Source organism: Kineococcus lubricus (assembly GCF_050871965.1).
Taxonomy (GTDB): Bacteria; Actinomycetota; Actinomycetes; order Actinomycetales; family Kineococcaceae; genus Kineococcus.
Window position 1 is genome coordinate 1 of record NZ_JBJLSK010000004.1, and the last position, 19365, is coordinate 19365.

Genomic DNA, 19365 nt, shown 5'->3' on the forward strand with positions numbered 1-19365 from the left:
GGACGCGCGGGACGCGCGTCCGGCGCCCACCATGGAGCAACACCCCGAACGGCACAGGCACGGAAGACGCTGAGGAGCAGGACGTGGAGATCAAGGCACTGTCACCGCAGGCACGAGCGGACGCGCTGCGCGAGATGGCGGAAGGTGAACTCGACGTCCTCGTCATCGGCGGCGGCGTCGTGGGGACCGGCGCGGCGCTGGACGCGGTGACCCGCGGGCTGCGCACCGCGCTGGTCGAGGCCCGGGACTGGGCGTCGGGCACGTCGAGCCGCTCGTCCAAGCTCATCCACGGCGGCCTGCGCTACCTGGAGATGCTGGACTTCGCCCTCGTGCACGAGGCGCTGTCCGAGCGCGGGCTGCTGCGCAACAAGCTCGCCCCGCACCTGGTCAAGCCGGTGCCGTTCCTGTACCCGCTGTCCAAGCGGTTCGCCGAGCGCCCCTACGTGGGTTCGGGCGTGGCCCTGTACGACGGCATGGCGCTCTCCTCGGGCAACAACAAGGGTTTCCCGCTGCACCGCCACCTCACCCGCAAGGGCGTGCAGAAGGTGGCCCCGGGCATCCGCAAGGACGCCATGGTCGGCGCCATCCAGTACTACGACGGCCAGGTCGACGACGCCCGCCACACCATGACGATCGCCCGCACCGCGGCCACCTACGGTGCGCTCATCGCCAACCGCACCCGCGTCAAGGAGTTCGTCCGCGAGGGCGAGCGGGTCGTCGGCGCGGTCCTGGTCGACCTGGAGACCGGCACCGACATCCGGGTGAGGGCCAAGCAGGTCATCAACGCGACCGGCGTGTGGACCGACGAGACCCAGGAACTGGTCAACGCGCGCGGGCAGTTCAAGGTCCGGGCCTCCAAGGGCATCCACCTCGTCGTCCCGCGCGACCGGATCCAGTCCACGACGGGGATGATCCTGCGCACCGAGAAGTCGGTGCTGTTCATCATCCCGTGGGGCCGGCACTGGATCGTCGGGACCACCGACACCGAGTGGACGCTGGACAAGGCGCACCCGGCCGCGACGAGCGCCGACATCGACTACGTCCTCGAGCACGCCAACGTCGTCCTGAAGTCCCCGCTGACCCGCGAGGACGTCGAGGGCGTCTACGCCGGGCTGCGCCCGCTGCTGTCGGGGGAGTCGGAGTCCACCTCCAAGCTGTCCCGCGAGCACGTCGTGGGCCACCCCGTCCCGGGCCTGGTCGTCGTCGCCGGCGGCAAGTACACGACGTACCGCGTGATGGCCAAGGACGCCGTCGACGTGGCCGTGGAGGGGCTGGACGGCAAGGTCCCGGCCTCCACCACCGAGAACGTCCCCATGGTCGGGGCCGAGGGGTACCACGCGTTGTGGAACCAGCGGCACGCCCTGGCCGCGAAGGCCGGCATCCACGTCGACCACGTCGAGCACCTGCTCAACCGGTACGGCTCGGCGATCGACGAGGTCCTCGCGCTCATCGCCGAGGACCCGTCGCTGGGCGAGGTCCTGCCCAAGGCCGACGACTACCTCAAGGCCGAGGTCGTGTACGCCGCGACCCACGAGGGCGCCCGGCACCTCGACGACGTCCTGGCCCGCCGCACCCGCATCTCCATCGAGACGTACGACCGCGGCACCGCCTCGGCCGAGCTCGTCGCCGACCTGGTCGCCGGCCCGCTCGGGTGGGACGACGACCGCAAGGCCACCGAGGTCCGCACCTACCTCGAGCGCGTCGCGGCCGAGCGCGCCTCGCAGGAGCAGCCCGACGACGCCTCGGCCGACGCGGTGCGCCTGCAGGCCCCGGAGATCGTCCCGGTCTGACCCGCGGCCCGACCCGCTCACCCGTCCGGCCCCGCGCCCCGTCAAGGGCGCGGGGCCGGACGTCGATGGCACCACGACGGGCCGAGCGGCGGACCGGGGACGAGGTGCGCGGTGCGGGTGGGATCGGTGCGGTGGACGGCGGCCGACGGCTGGGCCGGGGAGCTGCCGGACCTGGACGGCCCCGCCACGCTGGTCCTGGTCCTGCTGGCCCCCGAGACGGACCTGAGCCTCGTGCCGCTGGCCGAGGTCTCCGCCGCCTACCCGACCTCGCTGGTCACCGGCTGCTCCACCGCCGGCGTCGCCGACGGGGCGACCCTCCTGGACGACGGCCTGCTGCTGCTGGTGTGCGCGTTCGAGCGCACCCGGCTGCTCCTGCGCTCGGCCCCGCAGACCGCCGCGCGCTCGCACGCGGTGGGGCGGGCGCTGGCCGGGGGGCTGCACGCCGACGCCGCCGCCGCGGGCACCGACCTGCGCGCCGTCCTGGTCATCTGCGACGGGATGGACGTGGTGGGCAACGCCTTCGCCGAGGGGGTGTCCCTCGGGGCCGCCGGCGCGACCGTCTTCGGCGGCATGTCGGCGCTCATGCCCGGCCCCGGCGGCACCATCCGCGCCCCGTGGACCGTCCTGGACGGCGCCCTGCACCAGGGCGTCGCGGTCGCGGTCGGCCTGTGCGGCGACCACGTCACCCTGACCTGCGGCACCGGTGGCGGCTGGGACGAGCTCGGCCCGCCGCGCACGGCCACCCGCTCCAGCGGCGCGGAGCTGTTCGAGATCGACGGCCAGCCCGCGCTGGACCTGTACCGCCGCTACCTGGGCGTGGAGGCCGAGGGCCTGCCCGGCTCCGGTCTGCGGTTCCCGCTGCTGCTGCGCCGCCGGGGCGAGCAGCGCTCGGCGCTGGTGCGGTCGGTGCGCTCCTTCGACGAGGAGACCCGCGCGATCGGGCTGACCGGGGACGTCCCCGAGGGGTCCGTCGTGCAGTTGCTGCACCAGAACTCCGAGGCGATGGTCGACGCGGCCCAGGACGCCGCCCGCGCCGCGACCGCCGGGGCGGGCCCGGCGCACGGCGCCGACGGGGCGCTGGCGCTCGTCGTCAGCTGCCTGGGCCGGCGGCTGGCGCTGGGGGCCCGCGTCGAGGACGAGCTGGAGTCGGTCACCGCCGAGCTGGGCGCCGGGACCGCCGTCGCCGGGTTCTACGGCTACGGCGAGCTGGCCCCGACGTCCGCCCGTTCCTGCGACCTGCACAACCAGACCGTGACCGTGGGGGTGATCTCGGAGTGGCCGTGGTGAACGGGGCCGGGGACGACGGCGCGGACGACGGCGCGGAGGACCTGCACCGCGTCCTGTCCCGGCAGCTGCGCCGCGCCGGCGCCGACTCCTCGCACCCGCCGGGTCCGCGGGAGTGGCAGCGGTTCCTGGCGGTGGTGTCCTCGACGTACACCGAGCACGACCGTTCCCGCTACGTGCTGGAACGGGCCATGCGCATCTCCACCGAGGAGATGCAGCAGCTGCACGAGGAACTGCGCTCGCGCGCCCTCGTCGACGCCCTCACGGGGATCGCGAACCGCGCCGGGATCCTGGAGACGCTGGAGCACGTCGTCGCCGAGCGCGCCGTGCGGCGCCGCGTCGCGGTCCTGTTCCTGGACCTGGACGGCTTCAAGGGCGTCAACGACCGGTACGGGCACGGCGCCGGCGACGAGCTGCTCGCCGCCGCCGCCGGGCGCATCCGCAGCCGGTCGCGGCCCACCGACGTCGTCGGGCGCCTGGGCGGGGACGAGTTCCTCGTGGTGCGCGCCGGGGAGGGCGGCGAGGCTGCCGCCGCGCAGCGCATCGCCGACGCCCTCGCCGCCCCCTTCCGGTTGTCCTGCGGCACGGTCCGGGTCAGCGCCAGCGTCGGGGTCGCGTCGGGGACCACCGGGGAACGGACCGCCGCGGACTTCGTGCAGGCCGCCGACGACGCGATGTACGCCGCCAAGGCGGCGGGCAAGAACCGGGTGGTGGCGGTCGACCTGGACGCCGGGCGTGACCGCGCAGCGCGTACCGTGCACGGGTGAGGCCGTTCCTGCTGCTGGCCACCCGCGAGGACGACGCGGTGGCCGATTCGGAGTTCGAGGCGTTCGCGCGGCACGGCGGTCTGGGACCCGGTGAGCTGCAGCGCCTGCGCCTGGACCGCGAACCGATGCCCGACCTCGACCTCGACGCGTGGTCGGGGATCGTGCTGGGCGGCAGCCCCTACTGCACCAGCGACGCCGTGAAGTCGCCCACGCAGCAGCGCGTGGAACGGGAACTGTCCGCCCTGTTCGACGAGGTCGTGGAGCGCGACGTGCCGTTCCTGGGGGCCTGCTACGGCATCGGGACGCTCGGCGTCCACCAGGGCGGCACGGTCGACCGCACCCACGGCGAACCCGTCGGCACCGTCCCGGTGACGCTCACCGGCGCCGGCCGCGCGGACCCGGTGCTCGGCGGCCTGCCGGGCACGTTCGACGCGTTCGTCGGGCACAAGGAGGCCCTGGTCGCGGTGCCGCCGGGAGCGGTCCTGCTGGCGACCTCCGGCCCCTGCCCCGTGCAGGCGTTCCGGGTGGGGCGCAACGTGTACGCGACGCAGTTCCACCCCGAGCTCGACGCCGAGGACTTCATCGCCCGCTGCTCGGTCTACCGCGACGAGGGGTACTTCCACCCCGACGAGTTCGACGACCTCGCCGTCCGGCTGCGGGCGTCGTCGGCTCCGTTCGCGCCGCGGGTGTGGCGGCGCTTCGTCGAGCGCTACGCCCGCGACCGGGTCGCGCCGGCCTGCAGCGCCACGTAGTACGGCCGCAGGACGTCGGCGATCCCCGCCCCTCCCGGCCCCAGCACCAGGTCGTCGAGGTCGTCGGCGACCGTCCGGCCCGGGACCCGGTCGCGGACCACCAGCTCGGGCAGGTCCCCGCCCGCGCGGTGGAACGTCGCCACGTGCGCGGTCAGGTCCTCCACCGGTTCGGACGGCCCCGACGCGGCGGTGGTGACGCGCCGCAGCAGGTCCGCCAGTTCCACCCCGCGCAACGTGAGGACCGTCGCCGGTTCGGCGTCCAGCCGTTCGGCCAGCGCGTACACCACGGCCGCGGCGTGCTTGCACGGTTCCCCGTCGTCGGGGCAGCTGCAGTCGTAGGTGACCTCGCGGTCGTCGGGCAGCAGGCCGACGCCGATCCCGGACAGCAGGTCCACCAGCCCCGGCGGCACGTCCCCGGCGAACAGCGGGGCCAGCAGCAGCGGGTTCTCCACCACGGTCGCCACGACGGCCTCGACCTCCGCGCCGGACCAGCGGCGGACCGTCACCTCCACCAGGTACGGCCGGGGCCGGGACCCCTGGACGCGCGCGCCGACCGCCCCCGGCCGCGGGCGCAGCTCCACGACCTGCCCGGCGCGCGCGTACGTCCGGCCCCGCTGCAACCGGCCCCGGTCCCCGGTGCGCTCCAGCCCGTCGACGAACCGCTGCGACCACCAGTTCTGCGCGATCCGGCCCCGCTGGGACCGCAGCCGCGCACCCCCGCCGGGGCGGCGCTTCCCGTACTGCCCGAACGCCATCACTCACCCACCGCGTCGTCGCCGAGCCGGATCAGTTCCCGCAGCGCGTCACCGTCGAGCTCGGTGATCCAGCCCTCGCCGCTGCCGACGACCTGGTCGGCCAGGTCCCGCTTGCGGCTGATCACGGCGTCCACCCGTTCCTCCACGGTGCCCACGCTCACGAGCTTGCGGACCTGCACCCGGCGGTGCTGCCCGATGCGGAACGCCCGGTCGGTGGCCTGGTCCTCCACGGCCGGGTTCCACCAGCGGTCGACGTGCACGACGTGGTTGGCGGCCGTGAGGTTCAGCCCCGTCCCGCCCGCCTTGAGCGACAGCAGCATCACCCCCGGACCGTCGGGGCCGGAGAACTCCTCGACCATCGCGTCCCGGCCCCGCCGGGTCACCCCGCCGTGCAGGAACGGGACGGGTTCGCCGGTGAGGTCGGACAGGTGCGGGGCCAGCAGGTGCCCGAACTCGGCGAACTGCGTGAAGCACAGCACCTTCTCGCCCTCCGCCCGCGCCGAGGTCACGACGTCGTCGAGCAGCTGCAGCTTCCCCGACCGGTGCCGGCCGCGGTGCAGGACCCCCGAACGGTCGCCGAGGTAGTGCGCCGGGTGGTTGCAGATCTGCTTCAGCCGGGTCAGCGCCGCCAGGATCATCCCCCGCCGGGACATCCCGTCCTCGTCCGAACCTTTGTCCTGCAACCGTTCGGTGAGGTCGTCGACGACCCGGCGGTACAGCGCCGCCTGCTCGGGGGTGAGGTTGGCCCGCACCGTCATCTCGATCTTCTCGGGCAGGTCGCCCGCGACCGCGGGATCGGTCTTGACCCGGCGCAGCACGAACGGCCGGGTGACGACCGCCAGCCGCCGGGCCGGCTCCTCGTGCCCGAGCTTCTCGATCGGCACGGCGAAGGTGTCGCGGAAACTCGCGGCGCTGCCCAGCAGCCCGGGGTTCGTCGCGTCCAGCACCGCGCGCAGGTCCTCCAGCCGGTTCTCCACCGGCGTCCCCGTCAGCGCCACCCGGTGCCGCGCGGGCAGCGCCCGCACCGCGCGCGCCTGGCGGGTGTTCGCGTTCTTCACGTACTGCGCCTCGTCGAGCGCGACCCGGTGCCACGCCACGGCCGCTAGGTCGGTGACGTCGCGCACCAGCAACCCGTACGTCGTCAGGACGAGGTCGGCCTCGCCGGCCCGGGCGGCCAGGTCCGCGCCCCGCGGCCGGCCCGGCCCGTGGTGGACGTGCACCCGCAGGTCCGGCACGAACCGGGCGGCCTCGGCGGCCCAGTTCCCCACGACCGACATCGGGCACACCAGCAGCGTCGGGCCCGGGTCGTCGGGACGCTCGTGGGCCAGCAGCGCGAGCAGCTGCAGCGTCTTGCCCAGCCCCATGTCGTCGGCCAGCACGGCCCCCAGCCCCAGCTGCGACATCGTCGCCAGCCACGTCACCCCGCGCCGCTGGTAGGGCCGCAACACCGCCCGCAACCCCGGCGGGTCGGGCAGCTCGGGCAGCCGCTCGGCGGCCCGCCCGGACAGGACGTCGCCCAGCACCCCGCGCGCCTCGATCGACGTCACCGGCCCCGGCAGGTCCCGGCCCGAGCCCACCGCCGCCAGCACGTCGACGATCGAGGCCCGCCCGTTCCCGCGCCGCCGCAGGAACGTCGCGCTGCGCCGCAGCGCCTCCTGGTCGACCTGCACCCACTCGCCGCGGAACCGCACCAGCGACGACTTCGCCGCGGCCAGCGCCAGCAGCTCGGCCTCGGTGACGGGGGAGTCGCCCAGCGCCGCCTGCCAGCGGAAGTCCAGCAGGTCGGCCGTGCGGACCCGCGGGTCGGTGATCGCCCCGGGCTGCACCGCCGCCGCGGTCAGCGAGAACGACAGCGCCTTCCGCGTCCAGTGCCGCGGCAGCTGCACCGCGACCCCGGCCGCGGCCAGCCGCGGCCCGCCGTGCTCGACGAGGTCCAGCAGCTCCTCCAGGGACAGCTCCACGCCGTGCTCGGCGGCCGCGTCGGTCCGCCCGCCCAGCACGCGCCGCAGCGGCGGGTGCGCGGCCCCGGCGCGCGCGATGCCGCCGAGCAGGACCAGCAGCGGGTCCTCGGTCCCCGCACCGTCCTCGGCACGGGCCTGCGCCAGGGTCAGGACCAGGCTCGGGTCGTCCAGCGGCCGCAACCGCACCTGCAACCGCCAGTTCAGGTCGCCCGTGGTGTCCGGCGCCGCCGTCCCCAGGTGCCCGTCGGCCAGCTCCCCGGGCACGTCCTCCCACGGTTCGGGCTCGACGACCCGCAGCAGCACGTCGTACCCGTCGGCGTCCCCGCTGCGGTGCCACTCCCGGACCCGGCGGGCCAGGGAGCGCAGGACCGGGTCGTCCGGCAGCGCCCGGCCGGTGCGCAGGGCGGTGACCCAGGCCAGCGGGACCGGGGCGTCGGGCAGGTCGTGCGGCACCACGGCCCGGGTGCGGTCGGCGACCAGGACGTCGACGACGACCCCGCACACGCCGTCGAGCAGGTCCTCCGCCCGCACCGGTCCGCCCGGCGACCGCTCGGCGCGCAGCACCGGCGGGCAGGCCTGCGCGAGCGCCGCGCGCCACCGGCCGAACGCCCGGTCCGGCAGCGGGCCCCACCCGGCGACCCACGCGCCGTCGCGCAGCGCGAGGTCGGGCACGACGTGCCCGGCGTCCACGGCCCGGCGCGCGCCGGCCGCGACGTGGGCCAGCCAGCGCAACCCGTCCGAGACGGGCAGGTCGCCGCCCGCGACCTCGGTGAGGACCTCCAGCGCCCGCGCGCCGCTGAGCTCGACGACCTCCAGGTCGACCGGCAGCAGCCGCAGGTCGGCGCGCGCCCGGCCCGTCGAGGCGGCGGGCCGCCCGGCCGGGGTGCAGGGCAGCAGCACCGTCAGCGTCGTCGTCGGCCGCACCAGCGCCCGGGCCACCGCGTCGGCGGCGGGGGCGAGGGCGGCGAGGTCGTCGGCGCGGGCCGGTCCGGGGCGGCGGCGGGGGGCCTCGACCCACAGGGCGAGGGAGTGCTGCCGGGTCCAGAGGCCGTGGACGAGGAGCACCGGGGCAGCCTATGACGGTGGCCCGACACGACCGGCCGTCCCGGCGGGGGAGGCCCGCGACTCCCGTCGCAGCGGTACACAGGGACGGGTGGAACTCCGTCGCGTCGTCCTCGTCAGCACCGCCGCGGTCGCCGCCGCGGTCCTCGCCGGCTGCGGGTCGCCCTCGACCACCCCGGACCCCGACGTGGTCGGCCGCCACGTCGCCTCGCAACCGGCCGCCGAGGTCGTGCGCGACTACCTGGACGCGGTGCAGGACGACGACCGGGCCACCGCCGCGGTCCTGTCCACCCCCGGCTTCGCCGCGAGCGACGCCTGGCCGGACGGCGGGGCCCCGGACCTGGACGACGTCGAGGTCTCCGACACCACCACCGCGTACGACACCACCTGGAGCCCGGAGGAGCTGAAGGCGTACGCGCAGGCGGTGAACGTGCAGGCCACGTACACCGCCGACGACGGCGGCGCGGGGACGTCGGGCGGGGAACCGGGGTGGGGGTACGTGCTGGTGCGCGACTCCGACGCGGACCCGTGGCTCATCGCCGCAGCGGGGCAGGGCTGACGCCGAGCGCGGTCGGGGCTCCCGCCCGGGCTCGCCGGGCAGTGCGAGCACCAGCGCCGACGACGACGTGGGGCAGGCGGGGGAGCGGCCCGCGAGGTCGGCCGCGGCGGTGGTCCCGGCGGGGGCCCGGGAGCGTCCGGGGGTCGTCGCCGCCGGACCTCGACCGGGAGTGGCCGCACCGACGGGACGGAGTCTTCGCGAAGCGGTTCGCCGCGTCGTGGGGAGCCCCTCGGGGAGGGGCCACGTCCGAAGGCGACCGGACGGGCGGATCGAGGCCCGGGCCTGTCCCCTTGTGAGCGCGAATCGTTTCGCATAGCGTCGTCGCCTCCGACAGATTGGTTCGCCGTGGACGTCCGAGCACCCATCGACCTCGTGCCCGACCACCGGGTCACCGGGGCCGCCGAAGCCGTCGCCGACGGGCCCTTCGCGCCGACGTGGGAGGGGCTGACCGGGTACCGGGCCCCCGACTGGTTCCGCGACGCGAAGTTCGGCATCTGGGCGCACTGGGGTCCCCAGTGCGCCCCCGAGGCCGGCGACTGGTACGCGAGGAGGATGTACGTCCAGGGCGACGAGGCGTACCGGGTGCACCTGCAGGAGTACGGGCACCCCAGCGAGGTCGGTTTCAAGGACGTCATCCAGGGCTGGCGCGCGGAGAACTGGGACCCCGCCGACGTCGTGGCGCGGTTCGCCGCGGCCGGCGCCCGGTACGTCGTCGCGATGGCCAACCACCACGACAACTTCGACCTGTGGGACAGCCGCCACCACGCGTGGAACTCCACCCGCCTGGGACCGCGCCGCGACGTCGTCGCCGGGTGGGCCGGGGCGGCCCGCGCGGCCGGGCTGCCGTTCGGGGTGACGGTCCACGCCGCGCACGCGTGGACCTGGTACGAGACCTCCCGGGGTTCGGACACCGACGGACCCCTCGCCGGCGTCCCCTACGACGGCGCGCTGCGGGCCGAGCAGGGGACGGGCACGTGGTGGGAGGGGCTGGACCCGCAGGACCTCTACGCCCAGCGCCACCCGCTGAGCGACGGCGCCGGCGACCCCGAGCGCGCCCACGGCCAGTGGGCGTGGGGGGACGGCGCGAGCCGGCCCGACGAGGAGTTCTGCCGCCGGTTCCACGACCGCACCATCGACCTGGTGAACCAGGTCGAACCCGACCTGCTCTACTTCGACGACACCGCGCTGCCGTTGTGGCCGGTGTCCGACGCCGGCCTGCGCATCGCGGCGCACTTCTACAACAGCAGCGTCGCGCGCCACGGCGAGAACCGGGCGGTGCTGCTGGGCAAGGTCCTGACCGACGAGCAGAAGACGCGGCTGACCTGGGACGTCGAACGCGGTGCCCCCGAGGACCTGCAGGAACTGCCGTGGCAGACCGACACCTGCATCGGCCACTGGCACTACGACGCGGCCCTGGCCGGACGGCACGGGTACAAGTCGGCCCTCACGGTGGTGCAGACCCTCGTGGACGTCGTGTCCAAGAACGGGAACCTGCTGCTGAGCGTGCCGGTGCGCGGGGACGGCACGATCGACCAGGACGAGCAGGACGTGCTCACCGAGGTGGGGGAGTGGGTGCAGGCCCACGGGGAGGCCGTCTTCGGCACCCGCCCGTTCCAGGTCGCCGGCGAGGGGCCGAGCCTGGAGACCGCGAACCCGGTGAACGCCCAGGGGTTCAACGAGGGCCGGGTGGTCTTCACCGCGCAGGACATCCGCTACACCCGCGACGGCGACACCGTCTACGCCTTCCCGCTCCTGCTGCCCGGCGGCACGGTCCGGCTGACGCGGCTGGGGCACGACGCCTTCGCCGCCGACGTGGTCGAGGTGTCCTGGCTGGGGTCCGCGCAGGCGCCGCAGTGGCAGCGGACGCCCGACGCGCTGGAGGTCTCCGCGCCGCGCACGCCGGACGAACCCGGCCGCGCGTCGCAGGTCCAGGTCCTGCGCGTGCGCTGCCGCTGACCGGTGCACCGCCGGTACGCTCGCCCCTCCGGTCCGGCCGCGTCGGTCGCCTCCGGTCGTCGATCCACCCGTGCGAGGACCAGCCCCACGGGGGCGGGTGAGGAGGCTCGGCCGTGGCCGCGACGTACAAGGACATCCAGCGCGAGACCGGGCTGTCCCTGGCGACCATCTCCAAGTACTTCAACGGCGGTTCGGTCCGCCCGGACAACGCCGCCGCCATCGAGGCCGCCCGCCGGAGCCTGGGGTTCCAGGTCAACGAGGTCGCGCGCAGCCTGCGGACGCGGCGGTCCAAGACCGTCGGGGTGCTGCTGCCCGAGCTGAACAACGGTTTCCACCTCAGCATCATCGCCGGGGTCGAGGGGGAACTCCGCGAGGCCGGGATGGGGGTCGTGGTGAGCTCGAGCGGCCACCAGCGGGGTTCCGAGGCGGTCGACTTCCTCAGGGGGCGGATGGTGGACGCCATCATCGCCGTCCCCGCCGCGCACGACGGTCCGGCGCTGCGGGCCGCCGGCGCGCGGGGCCTGCCCCTGGTGGTCGTCGACCGCCTGCTCGAGGGCCTGGACACGGACGCCGTCGTCCTGGACAACCCCGGGGCGTCGCAGCAGGTCGTCAGCCACCTGACCGACCACGGCCACCGCGACGTCGGGTTCGTCGGCGGCCCGGACGACGTCTGGACGATGCGCGAGCGGCGGCGGGGTTTCGAGCAGGCCATGGCCCGGGCGGGTCTGGACGTGGCACCGCAGCGGGTGCGCACCGGGCCCCTCACCGTCGAGTTCGGTCACGCCGCCACCCGCGCCCTGCTGGCGGGTCCCCGGCCGACCGCGCTCCACTGCGCGAACTACGAGCTGACCGTCGGATCCCTCATCGCGCTCAACGAGGCGGGGGTGACGATCCCGCACGACATCTCGTTCGTGGGGTTCGACGGGCCGGACCTGGCCCGGGCCTTCCACCCGCGCCTGTCCGTCCTCGTGCAGCCCGTGCACGAGATCGCGGTCGAGGCCGCGAGGATGGTGGGCCGGCGCCTCCTGGACGACGGTGCCGGGCACCCGGCGTCGCGGTCGGTCCTGCCCGGTCGTCTCGAGCGGGGCGCGTCCGTGACCACCGCGAGGCGCTGAGGTCGTCGCCGTCGCGGGGCGCTGCAGGGTGCGCGGGGAACGGGTTCTTCGGATCCGCGGGTGGTGAGGACGTCCTGGGGCCGCCCGATCGGACGATGACGCCCAGCAGTGCGTCGCCTGGCCTGGTCGGGTTCTCAGGTTCCCTGACCGTGGTCGGCGCGGTGGGCGGTGACGGCGTCCATGTTGTCCTGTGCCCACGCCCGGAGGTGGCCCACCACTCGGTGCAGCGATGCGCCGAGGTCGGTGAGCTCGTACGTCACCGTCACCGGCACCGTCGGGGCGGCGCTGCGTGTCACCAGGCCGTCGGCCTCCAGGGACCGCAGCGTCTGGGTCAACATCTTCTGGCTGACCCCCACCAGCAGCCGGGACAGCTGGGAGTAGCGCAGCACCCGGGGCCCGGCGGGCGCGTCGTCGTCACGCTGGGCTGCAGCTTCACCGGCCAGGGCGCACAGGACCAGGGTGACCCACTTGTCCGAGATCCGGTCCAGCAGTTGCCGGCTCGGGCAGACCGCCAGGAAGGCGTTGTACTGCTGCGCGGAGGCGCGCTCGGTCTCCTCCGTCGTCGCCTTCGCCGTCCGGGTGCTCCGGGTGCTCCGGGTGCTCCGGGTGCTCGGGGGAGACGGTGTCGTCCCGGCCATGCTGCCCTCCAGGTCCCAGTGGTGCGCAACGCACCTGAAAGTGCCTACTTCCCGATGGAGAGCAGGGGTGTCAGTCTCGTCCATGCCGCCTCGCGGCGCCAGTACCGCGACCGCGGTCATCGAGACGAACACGCACGGCGACACCGGAAGGGCTCCCCCGTGAACACCACCTCCACCAGCGACGCCGACGGATCCACCAGCGGATCCACCAGCGGGAGCACCGGCTCGACCCCGGATGTCCTGCCCGGCGGCGCCTGGACCTTGGGCGACCGCGAGGTCACCCGCTTCGGCTACGGTGCGATGCAGCTGGCCGGACCCTGGGTCATGGGCCCCCCGGCCGACCACGACGGCGCCCTGGCCGTCCTGCGCGCCGCCGTGCAGGCCGGCATCACCCACGTCGACACCTCCGACGCCTACGGCCCCCGCGTCACCAACGAGCTGATCCACGAGGCCCTGCACCCCTACCCGCAGTCGCTGTTCATCGCCACCAAGGTCGGGGCCGACCGCGACGCTCACGGCGGTTGGCCCACCGCTCGGGCACCTGAGGACCTGCGCCGGCAGGTCCAGGAGAACCTGCAGGCCCTGGGAGTGGACACCCTGGACCTGGTGAACATGCGCATGGGTGACGCTGACGGTCCCCAGGACGGCTCGATCGCCGAAGCCCTCGAGACCCTCGCCCAGCTGCAACAGGACGGCCTGATCGCTCACCTGGGGGTCAGCAACGTCACCGCCGAACAGGTTGCCGAGGCCCGAGCCATCGCCCCGATCGTGTGCGTGCAGAACATGTACAACCTCGCCGTCCGCCACGACGACGACCTGCTCGACGACCTGGCCCGCGACGGGATCGCCTACGTCCCGTTCTTCCCCCTGGGTGGGTTCACCCCGCTGCAGTCCGAGGCGCTGTCGGCGGTGGCGCAGCGGCTGTCGGCCACGCCGATGGCGGTGGCGTTGAGCTGGCTGCTGCAGCGTTCGCCGAACGTCCTGCTGATCCCGGGGACGAAGTCGGTGACGCACCTGCGCGAGAACGTCTCCGGCGCAGCCACCGTCCTGTCCGAGCAGGACCTGGCCGAGTTGGACACCATCGGGCGCTGAACCGTCCGACGGCAGCAGGTGCGGTCGATGTTCCACGCACCCACCCCGGCCGCGGGCCGGGCTACCGCGGAGCAGGTGCTCGACTCCTCCCACCGCTGCCCGGTCCCGGAGATCGCCCGCCCGGGGCGCACGCTGCGGTCGTGGCGGGCGGAGGTGCCGGCCTGCTTCGACACCGGTGGAACCAGCGACGGCGGCACCGAGGCGATCAACATCATCATCGAGGGACCCGCCGCCTGGCTCACGGGTTCCGCAACTTCGGCAACCACCGCATTCGCATCCTGCTCACCGCCGATGGGACCCGTCCGTGGCGGCGACGGCGACGCGGTTCTGGGTGAGCTACCCACCCACAGATCCGGAGAGCCGGGAAACACGGCTGCGCCTGGGAGCGGGACGGGCTAGCGTCGATGCGTGAGCACCACGCACCTGCGCCTGCGCCCGCGCTGAGCGACGCGCCCGCCGCTGCCCCGCAGCGGCCCGCTCCGCGCACCCGCCCGGGTCCGCGGAGCGCGCGACGTCGCCGGAACCGCCCCCCGGGGCGGAACACCCCTCCCAGCGACAGGACCCCACCGTGCCCACCACCGCCCCCACCCGCACCTTCCTCCTCGTCCACGGCTCCGGCTCCAGCTCGCACTCCTGGGCGCCGCTGGAACGCGAACTGGCCCTGCGCGGTCAGCGCCCCTACGCCGTCGACCTGCCCGGTCACGGTTTCGACGCCCGCCTGCCCGACGGTTACGACGCGCCCCAGGACCTGCCCACCCTGGCCCGCGCCCCCTCCGCCCTGGCCTCGGTGACCCTCGACGACAACGTCGACGTCGTCGTGTCCGCCGCCGAGCGCCTGGCCGTGCACGGACCCGTCGTCCTCGTCTGCGCGAGCCTGGGCGGGGTGACGGCCACCGTGGCCGCCAACCGCCGTCCCGACCTGTTCGCCGCCCTCGTGTACGTCTCCGCCTGGGTCTGCGTCTCCCGGTCGAGCCCGCTGGAGCTGATGGCGGAACCGGAGTTCGCTACCAGCCTGCTGCCGGGGCTGAGTGCGCTGGCGGTCGGCGACCCCGCCGTCATCGGCGCCGTGCGAGCCAACTACCGGGACGCCGACCCGGACCTGCTGGCCGCGCTGCGGGCGGCCACCGCCCACGACGTGTCGCCGGAGGCGTTCACGGCCTTCCGCACCACGATGGAACCCGACGAGTCCCTGGCCGTCATGGCCGCCGACGCCCGCATCGACCCGGGCACGTGGGGGCGCCTGCCGCGCACCTACGTCCGGCTGGGAGCCGACCGCTCGATCCCCCCGGCCCTGCAGGACCGGATGATCCGGGAGGCCGACGAGGCCACCCCGGGCAACGCGTTCCGCGTGCACACCCTGGACTCCTCCCACGTCGGGTTCCTCTTCCGGCCGGCGGCCGTCGCCGACCTGCTCCTGGACGCCTGAGGCGGAACACCTCCCGCAGGAGGGCCGGTGCGTGGCGTTCGGCACCTCGTGCGGTTCAAGAGGTGTCGGAACGGCACGCACCGCCCCGCCGTGGACGGCGACGTCGACGTGCGCGGACGTCGGGAGCCGTTGAGGGGCGTCAAGGACCCGTCAACGACGGTCCCCGGTCGCGTCAAGGGCGCGTCAGGACCGGCGGTGGCGGGCCGCCGCGGTGCTGGGGTGGGGGCGCACCACCACCCTCACCACCTCTCCTGGGAGTTCCCCGTGTTGGACGTCGGGTTCGTCGCCCTGACCCTGGCCCTCGCCGCCGCCGCCACCGCGCTGGTGCGCGCGCTGGAGCGCCGGTGAGCCCGGAGGCGGCGGTGGGCCTCGCGCTCGCCGTCCTGGCCGCCGCTTACCTGCTGTACGCCCTGCTCCGGCCGGAGAGGTTCTGATGACCCTGTCCGACACCGCCGCGGGCCTGATGCAGATCGGCCTGCTCGTCGTCCTGCTCGCCGCCGTGCACGTCCCCCTGGGCGACTTCGTCGCCCGCTCGTTCACCGGCGTCCGGCACCTGCGGGTCGAGCGCGGCATCTACCGCCTGCTGCGCGTCGACGGCGACGCGGACACCCGCTGGCCGGTGTACGCCCTGGCCGTCATCGGGTTCTCGACCGTCTCGATCCTGTTCCTGTACGCGTTCCTGCGCCTGCAGTCGTCCCTGCCGCTCTCGCTGGGGATGCCGGGGATGGAGCCGTCGCAGGCGTGGAACACCGCGGTCTCCTTCGTCGGGAACACCAACTGGCAGTCCTACTCGGGCGAGTCCGCCGTCGGGCACCTGGTCCAGATGGCCGGGCTGACGGTGCAGAACTTCCTGTCCGCCGCGGTCGGTCTCGCGGTCGCCGTCGCCCTGGTGCGCGGGCTGGTGGCCCGCGGGACCGGCACGATCGGGAACTTCTGGGTCGACCTGACCCGCGGCACGCTGCGGGTCCTGCTGCCGATCTCGGTGGTGGGCGCGGTCCTGCTGCTGCTGACCGGGGTCGTGCAGAACTTCACCGGCGCCACGGAGTACACCACGCTGTCCGGCGGGTCGCAGTCGATCGTCGGCGGACCGATCGCCTCCCAGGAGGCCGTCAAGCTGCTGGGGACCAACGGCGGCGGGTTCTTCAACGCGAACTCCGCGCACCCGTTCGAGAACCCCACCGCGCTGTCGAACCTGCTGGAGATCTTCCTGATCCTGGTGATCCCGTTCAGCCTGCCCCGCACGTTCGGCACGCTGGTCGGTGACCACCGCCAGGGGCTGGCGATCCTGTCGGTCATGGGGTTCGTCTTCGGTGTCTCGCTCACCGTGACGACCTGGGCCGAGACGCACGCGCTGGGCACCGTCCCGCAGGCCGCCGGCGCCGCGCTGGAGGGCAAGGAGACCCGCTTCGGGGAGTGGGCGTCGGCGCTGTTCGCCACGGCCACCACCGGGACGTCGACCGGGGCGGTGAACTCGTTCCACGACAGCTACACCGCCGCGGGCGGGGGCATGGTCATGCTGAACATGATGATGGGCGAGACCACGCCCGGCGGCGTCGGTTCGGGCCTGTACGGGATGCTCGTCCTGGCCGTCCTCACCGTGTTCATCGGCGGGCTCATGGTCGGGCGCACGCCGGAGTACCTCGGCAAGGGCATCCGCCAGCGCGAGATCACCCTGGCCGCGCTCTACGTCCTGGCCACCCCGTCCGCGCTGCTCGTCGGCGCGGCCGTCGCCCTGTCCAGCGAGGACACCCGCTCGGCGCTGCTGAACAGCGGCCCGCACGGGCTGACCGAGATGCTCTACGCCTTCGCCTCGGCGGCGAACAACAACGGTTCGGCGTTCGCCGGCCTGTCGGCGAACTCCCTCTTTTACAACACCGCGCTCGGGCTGGCCATCCACGTGGGCCGTTTCCTGCCGATGCTCCTGGTCATCGCCCTGGCCGGTGCGTTCGCCGCGCAGCGACCCGCCGCCGCGACCGCCGGGACCCTGCCCACCCGCACCCCGACGTTCGCCGGGATGCACACCGCCGTCGTCGTGGTCGTCACGGCGCTGACGTTCTTCCCCGCCCTGGCCCTCGGCCCGATCGCCGAAGCCCTCACCGGAGCCACCGCATGAGCACCGACACGCACACCCCCGCGCCGACGCGCAGCAGCACCGAGGCGCCGGGCGCCCCGCACCGCGTCGCCAGCGGGGCCTTCAGCCCCCGCCAGCTCGTGCAGAACCTGCCCGACGCGTTCCGCAAGCTCGACCCGCGGCACCTGGTCCGCACCCCGGTCATGTTCATCGTGGCCGCCGGGGCCGTCCTCACCACCGTCCTGGCGGCCCTGGAACCGTCGGTGTTCGCCTGGGTCATCGCCGCCTGGCTGTGGATCACCGTCCTGTTCGCCAACCTCGCCGAGGCCGTCGCCGAGGGCCGCGGCCGGGCGCAGGCCGCGTCGCTGCGCAGGGTCAGCACCGAGACGGTCGCGCGCCGGCTGGAGAACGGCCGCGACGAGGTCCGGATCCCCTCCAGCGCGCTGCGCGTCGGCGACCTCGTGGTCGTCGAGGCGGGGGAGACGGTCCCCGGCGACGGTGACGTCGTCGACGGCGTCGCCAGCGTCGACGAGTCCGCCATCACCGGGGAGTCCGCCCCGGTGATCCGCGAGTCCGGCGGGGACCGCAGCGCCGTGACCGGCGGCACCACGGTCCTGTCCGACCGCATCGTCGTGCGGATCTCGGCCAGACCCGGCGAGAGCTTCGTGGACCGGATGATCGCCCTGGTCGAGGGGTCCGCCCGCCAGCGCACGCCCAACGAGATCGCCCTGAACATCCTGCTGGCCGCCCTCACCCTGGTGTTCCTGCTCGCCGTCGTGACGCTGCAGCCGATGGCGGTGTACTCGGGGAACCCGCAGAGCACCGTCGTCCTCGTGGCGCTGCTGGTCTGCCTCATCCCGACCACGATCGGCGCGCTGCTGTCGGCCATCGGCATCGCCGGGATGGACCGGCTGGTGCAGCGCAACGTCCTGGCGATGTCCGGCCGGGCCGTCGAGGCCGCCGGTGACGTGGGGACCCTGCTGCTGGACAAGACCGGGACCATCACCCTCGGGAACCGGCAGGCCCACGAACTCGTCGCCGCCCCCGGGGTGACGCTGTCCGAACTGGCCGACGCGGCGCAGTTGTCCAGCCTGGCCGACGCCACCCCCGAGGGCCGGTCCGTGGTCGTCCTCGTGGAGGAGCAGCACGGGCTGCGGGCCCGCGCCGAGGGCGAACTGCCCGGCGCGACCTTCGTGCCGTTCACCGCGCAGACCCGCATGTCCGGGGTGGACCTCGACGGGTGCCGGATCAGGAAGGGGGCCGCGGCGGCCGCGACGCACTGGGTCCGCACCCTCGGGGGTGAAGTTCCCGCCGAGGTCGGCCAGGTCGTCGAGGACATCTCCACCGCGGGCGGCACCCCGCTCGTCGTGGCCGAGGACGCGCGCGGCACCGCCCGCGTCCTGGGCGTCATCCACCTCAAGGACGTCGTGAAGGAGGGCATGCGCGAACGGTTCGAGCAGTTGCGCGCCATGGGCATCCGCACCGTCATGGTCACCGGCGACAACGAGCGCACCGCGCAGGCCATCGCGGTCGAGGCCGGCGTCGACGACGTCCTGGCCGAGGCCACCCCGGAGGACAAGCTCGAACTCATCCGCCGCGAGCAGTCCGGCGGCCGCCTGGTGGCGATGATGGGCGACGGCACCAACGACGCCCCCGCGCTGGCCCAGGCCGACGTCGGGGTGGCGATGAACACCGGGACGACCGCGGCCAAGGAGGCCGGGAACATGGTCGACCTGGACTCCGACCCGACCAAGCTCATCGAGATCGTCGAGATCGGCAAGCAGCTGCTCATCACCCGCGGTGCGCTGACGACGTTCTCCATCGCCAACGACGTCGCCAAGTACTTCGCGATCATCCCCGCGATGTTCGTCACGACGTTCCCGCAGCTGGGCGTGCTGAACGTCATGCGGCTGGCCACCCCCGAGAGCGCGATCGTCTCGGCCGTCGTGTTCAACGCGCTGATCATCGTCGCGCTGATCCCGCTGGCCCTGCGCGGGGTGCGGTACCGGCCCTCCAGCGCCGCGTCCCTGCTGCGGCGCAACCTGCTCGTCTACGGCGCCGGCGGCGTCGTCGTGCCGTTCCTCGGCATCAAGCTCATCGACCTCATCGTCTCCCAGATCCCGGGGCTCGGCTGACC

At 74.3% G+C, this 19365-nt stretch carries 17 protein-coding genes; 14 read left to right on the plus strand and 3 right to left on the minus strand.

Annotation, left to right across the window (positions count from 1 at the left end; all coding sequences use genetic code 11):
- The first annotated feature begins 83 nt into the window (after positions 1-83).
- The 4 genes from ACRYRX_RS03785 (at position 84) to ACRYRX_RS03800 (ending at position 4593) form a co-directional block, all read left to right on the plus strand.
- On the plus strand, positions 84-1790 hold the full coding sequence (locus ACRYRX_RS03785; RefSeq protein ID WP_432510476.1) for a glycerol-3-phosphate dehydrogenase/oxidase: 1707 nt from the start codon (positions 84-86) through the stop codon (positions 1788-1790).
- A 117-nt stretch (positions 1791-1907) separates the two neighbouring features.
- Positions 1908-3077 carry an FIST signal transduction protein gene (locus tag ACRYRX_RS03790; RefSeq protein ID WP_432510477.1) on the plus strand — a complete coding sequence of 390 codons (1170 nt, stop codon included), beginning with the start codon at positions 1908-1910 and terminating at the stop codon, positions 3075-3077.
- Positions 3065-3841: a GGDEF domain-containing protein gene (locus tag ACRYRX_RS03795; protein WP_432510478.1), complete on the plus strand. Its 777-nt coding sequence runs from the start codon at positions 3065-3067 to the stop codon at positions 3839-3841. Before ACRYRX_RS03790 ends, ACRYRX_RS03795 begins: the two co-directional genes overlap by 13 nt.
- On the plus strand, positions 3838-4593 hold the full coding sequence (locus ACRYRX_RS03800) for a glutamine amidotransferase (protein WP_432510479.1): 756 nt from the start codon (positions 3838-3840) through the stop codon (positions 4591-4593). The genes ACRYRX_RS03795 and ACRYRX_RS03800 overlap by 4 nt, the downstream gene beginning before the upstream one ends.
- On the opposite strand, the gene ACRYRX_RS03805 is transcribed toward ACRYRX_RS03800, so the two are convergent.
- Together ACRYRX_RS03805 and ACRYRX_RS03810 are read right to left on the minus strand one after the other, a co-directional pair.
- Positions 4551-5348, minus strand: coding sequence for an SWIM zinc finger family protein (locus ACRYRX_RS03805; protein ID WP_432510480.1), 798 nt, complete (start codon positions 5346-5348; stop codon positions 4551-4553). The genes ACRYRX_RS03800 and ACRYRX_RS03805 overlap by 43 nt on opposite strands.
- Positions 5348-8374, minus strand: coding sequence for a DEAD/DEAH box helicase (locus ACRYRX_RS03810; RefSeq protein WP_432510481.1), 3027 nt, complete (start codon positions 8372-8374; stop codon positions 5348-5350). The genes ACRYRX_RS03805 and ACRYRX_RS03810 overlap by 1 nt, the downstream gene beginning before the upstream one ends.
- A gap of 88 nt (positions 8375-8462) precedes the next feature.
- Here ACRYRX_RS03810 and ACRYRX_RS03815 point away from each other — a divergent pair, with 88 nt between their 5' ends.
- From ACRYRX_RS03815 to ACRYRX_RS03825, 3 genes are all read left to right on the plus strand, one after another.
- A complete protein-coding gene (locus tag ACRYRX_RS03815; protein WP_432510482.1) occupies positions 8463-8930 on the plus strand; it encodes a hypothetical protein in 468 nt (155 codons plus the stop codon).
- A 345-nt stretch (positions 8931-9275) separates the two neighbouring features.
- Positions 9276-10886: an alpha-L-fucosidase gene (locus tag ACRYRX_RS03820; protein WP_432510483.1), complete on the plus strand. Its 1611-nt coding sequence runs from the start codon at positions 9276-9278 to the stop codon at positions 10884-10886.
- A gap of 113 nt (positions 10887-10999) precedes the next feature.
- Positions 11000-12001 (plus strand): LacI family DNA-binding transcriptional regulator, encoded by a 1002-nt coding sequence (locus ACRYRX_RS03825; protein ID WP_432510484.1) that lies wholly within the window; start codon positions 11000-11002, stop codon positions 11999-12001.
- A gap of 134 nt (positions 12002-12135) precedes the next feature.
- On the opposite strand, the gene ACRYRX_RS03830 is transcribed toward ACRYRX_RS03825, so the two are convergent.
- Entirely contained in the window at positions 12136-12639 is a 504-nt protein-coding gene (locus ACRYRX_RS03830) for a winged helix-turn-helix transcriptional regulator (protein WP_432510485.1), read from the minus strand.
- A 240-nt stretch (positions 12640-12879) separates the two neighbouring features.
- Between ACRYRX_RS03830 and ACRYRX_RS03835 the strand changes: the two genes are divergently transcribed.
- From ACRYRX_RS03835 to kdpB, 7 genes are all read left to right on the plus strand, one after another.
- Positions 12880-13731: an oxidoreductase gene (locus ACRYRX_RS03835; RefSeq protein WP_432510662.1), complete on the plus strand. Its 852-nt coding sequence runs from the start codon at positions 12880-12882 to the stop codon at positions 13729-13731.
- A gap of 18 nt (positions 13732-13749) precedes the next feature.
- Positions 13750-14130 carry a transposase gene (locus ACRYRX_RS03840; RefSeq protein ID WP_432510486.1) on the plus strand — a complete coding sequence of 127 codons (381 nt, stop codon included), beginning with the start codon at positions 13750-13752 and terminating at the stop codon, positions 14128-14130.
- A 169-nt stretch (positions 14131-14299) separates the two neighbouring features.
- Positions 14300-15157, plus strand: a complete 858-nt coding sequence (locus ACRYRX_RS03845; RefSeq protein ID WP_432510487.1) for an alpha/beta hydrolase — start codon at positions 14300-14302, stop codon at positions 15155-15157.
- A gap of 219 nt (positions 15158-15376) precedes the next feature.
- Complete coding sequence (locus tag ACRYRX_RS03850) at positions 15377-15505, plus strand: hypothetical protein (protein WP_432510488.1); 129 nt, start codon at positions 15377-15379, stop codon at positions 15503-15505.
- Positions 15502-15591, plus strand: coding sequence for a K(+)-transporting ATPase subunit F (gene kdpF / locus ACRYRX_RS03855; protein WP_432510489.1), 90 nt, complete (start codon positions 15502-15504; stop codon positions 15589-15591). Before ACRYRX_RS03850 ends, kdpF begins: the two co-directional genes overlap by 4 nt.
- Positions 15591-17270, plus strand: coding sequence for a potassium-transporting ATPase subunit KdpA (gene kdpA / locus ACRYRX_RS03860; protein ID WP_432510490.1), 1680 nt, complete (start codon positions 15591-15593; stop codon positions 17268-17270). Before kdpF ends, kdpA begins: the two co-directional genes overlap by 1 nt.
- Entirely contained in the window at positions 17267-19363 is a 2097-nt protein-coding gene (kdpB, locus tag ACRYRX_RS03865) for a potassium-transporting ATPase subunit KdpB (RefSeq protein WP_432510491.1), read from the plus strand. The genes kdpA and kdpB overlap by 4 nt, the downstream gene beginning before the upstream one ends.
- Positions 19364-19365 lie beyond the last annotated feature (2 nt).

What these genes read in the sequence shown, in the direction of transcription:
- kdpA (WP_432510490.1), top strand. Translation starts at nt 15,591, where the DNA reads ATGACCCTGTCCGACACCGCCGCGGGCCTGATGCAGATCGGCCTGCTC.
- ACRYRX_RS03805 (WP_432510480.1), bottom strand. Translation starts at nt 5,348, where the DNA reads ATGGCGTTCGGGCAGTACGGGAAGCGCCGCCCCGGCGGGGGTGCGCGG.
- kdpB (WP_432510491.1), top strand. Translation starts at nt 17,267, where the DNA reads ATGAGCACCGACACGCACACCCCCGCGCCGACGCGCAGCAGCACCGAG.
- ACRYRX_RS03830 (WP_432510485.1), bottom strand. Translation starts at nt 12,639, where the DNA reads ATGGCCGGGACGACACCGTCTCCCCCGAGCACCCGGAGCACCCGGAGC.